Annotated in this window: 11 protein-coding genes and 2 pseudogenes; 6 read left to right on the top strand and 7 right to left on the bottom strand. The window is 32.7% G+C overall.

The window, feature by feature from the left end; all coding sequences use genetic code 11:
• Positions 1-120: 120 nt before the first annotated feature.
• Both HMPREF9425_RS08830 and HMPREF9425_RS08825 read left to right on the top strand, forming a co-directional pair.
• Positions 121-1,329, top strand: a complete 1,209-nt coding sequence (locus HMPREF9425_RS08830) for an ATP-binding protein (RefSeq protein ID WP_003098347.1) — start codon at positions 121-123, stop codon at positions 1,327-1,329.
• Between the two features lie 352 nt (positions 1,330-1,681).
• Positions 1,682-2,074: pseudogene (locus HMPREF9425_RS08825) on the top strand (site-specific integrase); the annotation flags it as partial.
• A gap of 483 nt (positions 2,075-2,557) precedes the next feature.
• Here the strand turns inward: HMPREF9425_RS08825 and cadX are convergent.
• Both cadX and HMPREF9425_RS08815 read right to left on the bottom strand, forming a co-directional pair.
• Positions 2,558-2,896: a Cd(II)/Zn(II)-sensing metalloregulatory transcriptional regulator CadX gene (cadX, locus tag HMPREF9425_RS08820; protein WP_000711088.1), complete on the bottom strand. Its 339-nt coding sequence runs from the start codon at positions 2,894-2,896 to the stop codon at positions 2,558-2,560.
• 11 nt (positions 2,897-2,907) lie between these two features.
• Positions 2,908-3,522: a CadD family cadmium resistance transporter gene (locus HMPREF9425_RS08815; RefSeq protein ID WP_000615750.1), complete on the bottom strand. Its 615-nt coding sequence runs from the start codon at positions 3,520-3,522 to the stop codon at positions 2,908-2,910.
• A 28-nt stretch (positions 3,523-3,550) separates the two neighbouring features.
• Between HMPREF9425_RS08815 and HMPREF9425_RS10470 the strand changes: the two genes are divergently transcribed.
• Complete coding sequence (locus HMPREF9425_RS10470; RefSeq protein WP_081448754.1) at positions 3,551-3,724, top strand: FanG protein; 174 nt, start codon at positions 3,551-3,553, stop codon at positions 3,722-3,724.
• A 251-nt stretch (positions 3,725-3,975) separates the two neighbouring features.
• Positions 3,976-4,353, top strand: a pseudogene (locus tag HMPREF9425_RS10765) (hypothetical protein).
• A gap of 460 nt (positions 4,354-4,813) precedes the next feature.
• Here the strand turns inward: HMPREF9425_RS10765 and HMPREF9425_RS08810 are convergent.
• The 4 genes from HMPREF9425_RS08810 to HMPREF9425_RS08790 form a co-directional block, all read right to left on the bottom strand.
• A complete protein-coding gene (locus tag HMPREF9425_RS08810; protein WP_000469564.1) occupies positions 4,814-5,008 on the bottom strand; it encodes a hypothetical protein in 195 nt (64 codons plus the stop codon).
• A complete protein-coding gene (locus tag HMPREF9425_RS08805; protein WP_001220782.1) occupies positions 4,989-5,321 on the bottom strand; it encodes a hypothetical protein in 333 nt (110 codons plus the stop codon). The genes HMPREF9425_RS08810 and HMPREF9425_RS08805 overlap by 20 nt, the downstream gene beginning before the upstream one ends.
• Positions 5,322-5,680: 359 nt before the next feature.
• Positions 5,681-6,520, bottom strand: a complete 840-nt coding sequence (locus HMPREF9425_RS08795) for a phage replisome organizer N-terminal domain-containing protein (RefSeq protein ID WP_001014727.1) — start codon at positions 6,518-6,520, stop codon at positions 5,681-5,683.
• An 8-nt stretch (positions 6,521-6,528) separates the two neighbouring features.
• Positions 6,529-6,810 carry a hypothetical protein gene (locus tag HMPREF9425_RS08790; protein WP_000005472.1) on the bottom strand — a complete coding sequence of 94 codons (282 nt, stop codon included), beginning with the start codon at positions 6,808-6,810 and terminating at the stop codon, positions 6,529-6,531.
• A gap of 146 nt (positions 6,811-6,956) precedes the next feature.
• On the opposite strand from HMPREF9425_RS08790, the gene HMPREF9425_RS08785 reads away from it, so the two are divergent.
• Together HMPREF9425_RS08785 and HMPREF9425_RS08780 are read left to right on the top strand one after the other, a co-directional pair.
• Positions 6,957-7,475 (top strand): helix-turn-helix domain-containing protein, encoded by a 519-nt coding sequence (locus HMPREF9425_RS08785; RefSeq protein WP_000181350.1) that lies wholly within the window; start codon positions 6,957-6,959, stop codon positions 7,473-7,475.
• Between the two features lie 50 nt (positions 7,476-7,525).
• Complete coding sequence (locus tag HMPREF9425_RS08780) at positions 7,526-8,680, top strand: site-specific integrase (RefSeq protein WP_003098336.1); 1,155 nt, start codon at positions 7,526-7,528, stop codon at positions 8,678-8,680.
• A 131-nt stretch (positions 8,681-8,811) separates the two neighbouring features.
• Here HMPREF9425_RS08780 and rpsI read toward each other — a convergent pair whose 3' ends face one another.
• Positions 8,812-9,204 carry a 30S ribosomal protein S9 gene (gene rpsI, locus HMPREF9425_RS08775; protein ID WP_002888293.1) on the bottom strand — a complete coding sequence of 131 codons (393 nt, stop codon included), beginning with the start codon at positions 9,202-9,204 and terminating at the stop codon, positions 8,812-8,814.
• Positions 9,205-9,214 lie beyond the last annotated feature (10 nt).

Below are 9,214 nucleotides of genomic sequence, written 5' to 3'. Positions count from 1 at the left end.
ATTTAAATAGCCCCATCTATTATTTCTAAATACTTAGAAATAATCAAAAAAATAAAATATTATTTCCAAATATTTGAAAATAATTGCTATTTGTATTATACTATCTTTGAGGTAACTATTATGAACTATATTAAAAGACCACATTATTTAGACTTTTTAAGAAGACATCGTGACCGCCAAATCATTAAGGTTGTAAGTGGAGTTAGACGAGCTGGTAAATCTGTGCTTTTTCAACTCTATAAAGAGGAGTTACTAGCAACTGGGGTAGACGAGGATCAGATTATATCCATCAATTTTGAAGATCTGAGTTATTATGAACTGCGACATTTTCAAACATTATTCACTTATATAAAAGAGCGGTTAGTTAAGGAGAAAACATACTATATCTTTTTAGATGAAATTCAACATGTTGAAAAATTTGAACTAGTAGCAGACAGTCTATTCATCTTGCCAAATGTTGACCTCTATTTGACTGGATCAAACGCCTACTTTATGAGCAGTCAATTAGCTACAAACTTGACTGGTCGGTATGTTGAGATAGAGGTCCTTCCTTTGTCATTTGAAGAATACCTATCAGGGCAATCTCTCTCAGAGAATCTGAATACAACAGAAATTTTTAACAATTATCTCTTTAGTGCTTTCCCTTACTTATTGCAAACATCATCTTACGCTGAAAAAATTGACTATCTCAGAGGAATATATAACTCAATACTGTTAAATGATATTGTCACTAGATTGGGAAATCCAAATCCTACTATTATTGAACGCATTGTCCGAACCCTTCTCAGTAGTACAGGTAGCTTAATATCAACAAATAAGATTCGCAATACCCTGGTCAGCCAAAATGTTTCAATATCCCATAATACTTTGGAAAATTATTTGACGACTTTGACAGACAGTTTACTTTTTTATTCCGTTCCACGTTTTGATGTAAAAGGCAGAGCATTATTACAACGCTTAGAAAAATATTATCCCGTTGATTTAGGTTTACGACACCTCTTATTGCCAGACCACAAAGAAGATATTGGCCATATCTTGGAAAATATTGTCTATTTGGAATTGAGACGTAGATATTCGCAAGTATATGTTGGTAATTTAGATAAATATGAGGTTGATTTTGTTGTTGTAACTGATGTTGGTCACTACACTTATTATCAAGTCAGTGAAACAACACTTGCTCCAGAAACACTAGAAAGAGAACTTAGACCACTAGAAGCCATTAAAGATCAATTCCCAAAATATCTATTAACAATGGATACGATTCAGCCCACAGCAAATTACAATGGTATTGAGAAGAAAAATATCATAGATTGGTTACTAGAAAAATAGATAAATATAAATTATTCAGCTAACTAGATTTGCAACACTCTGTTATCAATGATTCTACTCAAATCCTAACAAGATATAGTAAATTTAGAACACATTATCTAATACAGACACTTGAAGGATAAAATGGAATCTTTAACTTCTGGAAGCACTATTATTACTCAAAATGATGAATCTCCATAGAATTAATAAAACTATAAATCAAACGGAACTATAATGAAAAAGAGACTAAGCAATCAGGATTTAAAATTCTAAAAACGCATACTATCAGGTATTACAAAACCTTGATAGTATGTGTTTTATTGTGGAGAGATTTACTTTATTTTCTCCTGAAATAGGTTTTTGCTAGCCTATTTTCTCTATTTCTAATGACTTACTTCAGCTTCTTACCTCTTGGGAAAAACAACAAAAATACGAACTATCAAAGTTTGGAATTATCCAATCCGATGAACAATATGTCTTTACTTATATCGATATGAAGAGTAATGTTAATAGCCCTCTACACTCTGACTATCTTAAAAATAAAATGAAATCTGTCAAACGTCGTCATCCAGAACTTAGACATGCTACACCTCATAAACTGCAACATACCGGAGCACCGCTAGCTAAACATGCTGAAACATTTATTGAAGCTATTTCTGAAGCTCTAACCCATAGTGACACGATTACAACAAAGACTTATGTCAATACTTCGAATGTTATTCCAATGGCTGTTGGAGAAATTGCCTATCGTAATCTTAAAAAGTAATGGTGTGAATTTTGTTAAAAATCATCAAAAAAACACCCCATGGTGTGAACCATGAAGTGTTGTAAATTCTGTATTGTAGCTGGTTCTTAACGTTTTGAGAACTGGCTAGCTTTACGAGCTTTCTTAAGACCTGGTTTTTTCTACATTATGATATTTATGGTAAATTATCACTAAAATCAAGTAATTTTAAGAGATAAATCCTCAATATTTACATATATAATCCTTTTGAAAATCGAGAGGTTATCAAAGGGTTATCACATTTTAGTTTTCGGAGCTTATGTAGTTGAGAAATACGAAATACTGTATCATAAAGATGATGTACAGTTTAGCAACAAATATACAGTTTCTTCGTGCCTGGACAATTTCTTTTTCTATCCTGAAGATATTTAAACAGTTCTATATATTATTTCTTGTGAGTAATTTTCATCAAAAAATTTCATAGAGTAGCTCCCTAGAATCATGGAAAAGTAGTAAAAATAGTTGTTATCCTAGTTGATTAAAAAAATCCCTGATTTCCTCATCTTTTATAAAATAATATATAATTTTCCCCTCTCTTCTAGTGCCCAAGATGTTTTGATTGGCTAGTTTACGAAGATGGTGGGAAGTAGATGCCATACTGAGATTTAGTAAACAGGCTATATCACAGACACAGAGTTCTTCAACAGCAAGAAGATAGAAGATGATATTTATCTGTTTATTATCGGTAAATTTTGTTAAAATGCGAAGTGATTTTTGGACTTTTTCCTTTTCAAGGTAGTTCGTTGCGGTTGTAATATTTTGCTGATTTATAACATTCACTTGGCAGATACTATCTTTTTTCATAATATTTTCTCCTAGCCTAATATAGTCCATAGTATGTCAAAACTGTTATTTTCAATCAGGATATATATCCCCAATCCTAAATAAACAACGGCAATAAACCATCTGCTATATTTTTCCAAAATTTCTCCAACAGAAGAGACTTGTGCCAATTTTTGGGCAGAAAAAACCAAGAGATAAATCATGACTAGAAAGGTAAGTAAAGCTACTATCAAATTTGCTAAATTTAAGGTAGTAAAATATGGAACAAAGACACCAATATTGTCAGCACCACAACTTGCAAAAGTAATCATAGCGACTAGAAATATCAGGTTTTTATTATCTTTGCGCAAACCTTCTTTGGCAATAGCTTCTCCATCAGAATCTCCTAAAAGCAAAACTTTGAGACCTAGGAAAATTGGAATCAAACCGAGTAAACCTAAAATCTCTTTACTAGGAATATAATTTAAGACAAATGCAAAAAGCAAACTTAGCAATATTAGACTAACAGAGCCTAGAAATTGTCCTAAATAGATGTTAATGATGTCTTTTCTGCTTTTTCTTTTGGCAAAAAATAACATTAGGATAATAAGTAAGTCTACGGCTGTCCCAGAATACAGGATTATTGAAGTAACAACATTTTGAATCATAAAATACCTCATTCAAATATATTTTTGAATGTATTCTAACATTAAACTTTGTAGATGTCAACTTAAAATCCACCAAAATACAGATAAGAAGTTAGTGTACCAAATATTAAAAAGCCCTGCCATCGAAATGACAGCAGGGCTTAACTTCAATATCCAGATAATATATTTATCTAAAAAAGGTACAGTTTTTATTGATTTGTAGTGCGATATAATGAGTTTCCAAAAATCAAAAATCGCTTAAAATCAATATTTTGACATCTATTGACGTGTACTGAAACCCTTACTTAACCTCTGTAAGGATATAATTACGGTACCAGTATATCATAAATAATAACAAAATCTTGACTTTCCGAAACATAATGATTTTCCCGAAAGAAAGAGATCAACCTAAAAAATTACTGTCTTACTTATGTAATGTTTCTTTAATATAATATAGAAATAAAAAGTATGTAAATGAAAAGATTTATCACATTACTTTTAGTGTCTCTATCTACAATTTTATTAATTGCATGCTCTAACCAATCAAGCAATTCTTTAGATGGCGAATACCGTTGAATAAACGAGAGTAGAAATGAAGTTGCCTTTACCATTTCAGGTAACAAAGGAAATAGCAACAAAGGAGAGGCCGACACCTTTACAATTGATAAAGACAGTGCAACAATCGAACCGACTGGCTCTAATATCATAAACCGAAAAGAGAATTATACCTTCAAGGATGACGTATTCACTGTAGATATTTCAGGAACAAAGCAGGAGTATTACAAAAAGGATAGTGAAGAAATACAGCGACAAGTAAAACCCTCAAACTATTTGATATTCTTTATACAATAAAAACGCTTTTGTACTGACCCCAAAAGTTAGATTTTTTCTGTCTAACTTTTGGGGGTCAGTACACACCCGCATAGCGGGTATTTTTTTGTCTCGCACCTAGCGGAGTGAGACAGGCTAATAGTCACATAATAAAAAATTTACTTAAAGTCAGATTTTAAATACTTTAGAATAGTTCTTTCTAAAACTTACTCCCAAATTTTTTTGCTCGTATAATTCATCAGGGGTTTGGGGATTCCCCAAAATTCAAATCATCCCAAAAAGTACATACACTTTGTGTATACAAATTTTAGGATGATTTTGGGAGTGTGTGTATACAGACTCTGAGCTCGCAAAGTCATATTATGAGAAATCTTTCCTTCTCGATAAAATAATCCCAAAAATCAATTTGACTGTCATTTGTGTGTACAAATATTTTAAGAAGATATATAAAAAACGCTGCAAAATTTTTAACAGCGTTTCCTTATTTTAAAATTCTCATATGTCTTTCTTTTTTATGGTTAGCATCATAGTATTCCAGCATCGCATGATACAAACGAGCCTTCGTTTTATCTTGTTGTTTAATTCCATGAAGAAATAATTCTGCTCGCTTTAATTTCAATATGTATTCACATATCTGATCAAAATCCTTATCCATATTACTTTTGAAAATAAACATCTTTTTCCTCCATCACATCAACTATTTTTTGCATCAAAATAGACATATCCATTTTGTTTTCATAGCTTATTCTCCCAACTACAGTTGCAAGACGGGCTATAGAATTGATATTCTTTCCGACTTGTTCCAACTCTTCTGTTAAAGGAACTAAACCTTCAAAAGAGACTTTTTGGATGTTCAAATCTGTTCGTATTAATTTTTGTCTAGCAAACTCAGAAAAATTACGAATATTTTCCTTCCTCATACAATCATTTAATTTTTTATTTTCTTCTTCCGTCAAAAACACCTGTTTCAACACAGATTTTATTCTCATGGTCCTATCACCTCGTTTTCTTATTTAGTCGTTTTACAAGTTCTTTCACTTGTTTACTTGTCTTCTTTTCATATTCTATCATCAGCTCAACGCAGTAGTGAAATATCCTTACATTATCCAAATCCTCACTTTGTTCTGCTATTCTTTCTAACTGACGTAAGTTATTGATAATTCTTCTAACTTGAAATATAAAGTCATGATAAGATTCAAAATCAAATTGAAGATAAATAGGCGAGCTCTTAAATAACATTTTTCTGGCATAAGAGGAAAAACTTAGATGATTTGTCATTTCAATCAAGTTATTCACTATTTCATTTTGCTCCTCAGTGATGTAACATTTCTTTAGAACAGTCCTATATCTACTCATTTATCATATACTTCTTTCGGGCATTTTCATGGGCAATAGCTTTGCACTCCAGCATACGTTCCTGCTTTAAATTCTCCATAGACTTAAATAAATACGCCAAAGGAGACGTCGCATCCTCAGGAATCCGTTCAATCATGCTAATGACTTCATCACTAGTTACATACCCACTAGCCAAATACTCGCCTATCTTCATCTTCTGAGCATGTGTTAAAGTGTAATTGTTAGGATACAAAAATCTATCATTGTACTTATAAGAAATGGATTCTAACAAAGAATAATATTTGGGTGGAATATAAGTTTCAGGCTTTCTAGAACTATTATCCAGTATATTCTCAATCTCTTTCTTATTCTTACTCTTGTTCTTAATCTCTTGCGTTACATTATCATTTTCATCCGTTACTGTAACGTTACAGTCTAAAACGAGTTGTGGCTCGCCTGTAATTAGTGCTTTTTGTTTTTGTCTATGACGAGCAACACGTTCCCTAGTTTGTTTTCTAATCTTTTCTAGTCCATCTATATTCTGATGTTTCTCCCATTTTGGAATGGTAATAGCGCCATCTATGATTTCTATCATGCCAAATTCTTCAAACATGCTGAGAGCTAATTTTACAGATGTAGCCTTTCGCCTAAACACTGTTGAAAGCATCTCTTCTGTGTAATAAACCTTGTTCCCTAGACTTAATATGCCACTATTATTTTGCTTTCCTGCAAGCACCAGAATTTTAAACCATATTACAATAAGAGTATCTCCTTCTGGCATTGATTCTATTAGCTGAATTTTTTCATCATCAAATATATCTGTTGTTATCTTGATCCACTGAACACCATTCATACGAGTACCTATCTTTCATATTGCTTCAACCATCGTGTTACTGCTCTTTTATCGTATAAAGTCACTCCATCAATCACCATGGTTGGCATTCCTTCTTTCGTCCATTTTTGGATTGTTGTCGTAGATACATCTAACCACCTAGACAAACCTGACATACGAACCATAGGTTTATAAAGTTCTTTATCTTCAAATACTCTTGCTACAGCATTTGAAATCATCTCATCATAGTGAGCACGTAATTGCTTCTCTAATTCTTTAGGAAGCTGGACAACTAAAGTAGTTTCCGACATAAATTCACACCTCATTTCTAAATTAAATAAGCTCCGAAACCATTTAATTTGTTATTCATTTTGAATTATATATCCTTTTTGAATTTTGTCAAGCTTTTTTATTCAAAAAGAATAAAATGTGTTATAATGATAAAAAGGAGGTTCTTATGACGAATCATATTACTAAACTGATAGAAAATAGCGGAAAAAAATTGACAGAAATTAGCGAAGCTACAAATATAGCCTATCCTACACTTTCTGGATACAATCAAGGAATCCGCAAACCTAAAAAAGATAATGCTGAAAAATTGGCAAAATACTTTAATGTTTCCGTCGCTTACATTATGGGACTTGATAGCAACCCACACGCTCCATCAAATCTTAAAATTGTTACAGATAGTTTCAAAACATCTAAAATTGGTTCTGTGACACCTTTTAAAAGCGATATGGAGAAGTTAAAGAAGAGCATCGAATTTGGCGAAAGGGCATTAACACTACCACTTGATGATAGTTTTTCAGATGAATTTCGTCATATATTCTCAGAATATCTAGCTGAGAAAAACAAACGTTTTATGTCTGAGTTTATAGATTATATGAATCACCAAAATAAAGATTCTAAAGTTTGGCAGAGCTGGATTAAAACAGACGAATACGCTATCCGCCAAGAAGATAGAAAAAATAGATAGACACTCATTTCTCAATTACATAAGCTCCGAAAACTTAGATACGGAGAAAAATGTCTATACACAAATACAAAACAAAAAAAGGAATCCTATACTATGTCAGCTTTTACATTGGCTTAGATGCTTATGGAAAGAAAAAAAGGCACTTAAAGAGAGGGTTCAAAACCAAAAAAGAGGCAAAATTGTACGAAGCTCGTTTAGAAGCTGGTGTCGTTGCCCCCACAGTAAGTACCGACAAACCTAACCCCAAAGTCACTTATAAAGAACTTTATCAAGAATGGTTTAATGCCTATGTTGGTACCGTTGAAGAAACAACTTCTTCCCAAACTAAGAATATCTATCGAATACATATTCTACCAATATTTGGCGATAAATTTATTGACCAAATCAGTCCTTTAGACTGTCAAAACTTTATTACACAAAATTCTCAGACTTTCAAAAATATCAAACAGATAAAATCCTATACCTCAAAAATTTTTGATTTTGCAATCAACATGAACTACATTGATCGAAATCCAATGAAGAATGTTATCATGCCTAAAATCAAAAAAACTAGATCAGATAATTTTTGGTCACTGGAGGAATTACATCATTTCCTTGATATAGTGAAAGAAACTGAGCCATTTAAACATTTTGCTTTATTTAGACTGCTTGCATTTAGTGGACTACGAAAAGGGGAGTTATACGCTTTAAAATGGGCTGATATTAACTTTGACAGCAATCTCTTAAACATAGATAAAAGTCTAGGAAGAATTGACGGTAAAGCGATTGAAAAGAGCACAAAGAATGAATCTTCAGTTCGCACAATCTATCTTGATGATGAGACAATCGATATTATTAAACAATGGAGAAATTTCTATCTAAAAGAACAATCTCAGTTGCCTCTTACAAAGCTGAATATTAGTAACGAATATATGTTCTCTTACATATCAAGCAATGACAAAATTGAGCCCCTTCATGCTGACTACATTAATAACGTACTGAATCGAATCATTAAAAAGCATAAATTAAAACCAATTAGCCCACATGGGTTCAGACATACACATGCAACACTTATGTCTGAAATTGGAATCGACCCTTCTAATACATCAAAACGACTTGGCCACGCAAGCAGTCAGATGACATTAGATGTCTATACTCACACTACAAAAACTGGTGAGAAAAACTCTATTGACAAATTTGCAGATTATCTCAATAAAGCAAAATAAATCATGATTTTTAAAATTTAGAAGAGGTTATCAGAAGGTTATCACAAAGCTATTCTAGCTCAAAAATCGACAAAAAAGCACTTTGCAAAATCTTTGCAAAGTGCTTTGAAACGTTGATATAATCGTATTGATTAACGTTTTGAGAATTGTGATGCTTTACGAGCTTTCTTAAGACCTGGTTTCTTACGTTCAACCATACGTGCATCACGAGTAAGAAGTCCAGCGCGTTTCAATGAATCGCGGAAGTCTGGGTCTACTTGAAGAAGTGCACGAGCGATACCGTGACGGATCGCACCTGATTGACCAGCGTATCCACCACCTACAACGTTAACGTGTACGTCGTATGAACCTTCAGTTGAAGTAACTGCAAAAGGTTGGTTGATAACGAGACGAAGGTCTGCGTGTGGGATGTATTCTTCTACATCTTTTTTGTTAACTGTGATTTTACCAGTACCTGGAACCAAACGTACGCGTGCAACGGCGTTTTTACGGCGTCCTGTACCTGCATATTGTGCTTGTGCCATTATATTATTG

This window comes from Streptococcus vestibularis ATCC 49124 (assembly GCF_000188295.1).
GTDB classification, from domain to species: Bacteria; Bacillota; Bacilli; order Lactobacillales; family Streptococcaceae; genus Streptococcus; species Streptococcus vestibularis.
The sequence above is the reverse complement of the archived record's forward strand: the minus strand, read 5'-3'. Positions and strand labels throughout refer to the sequence as shown.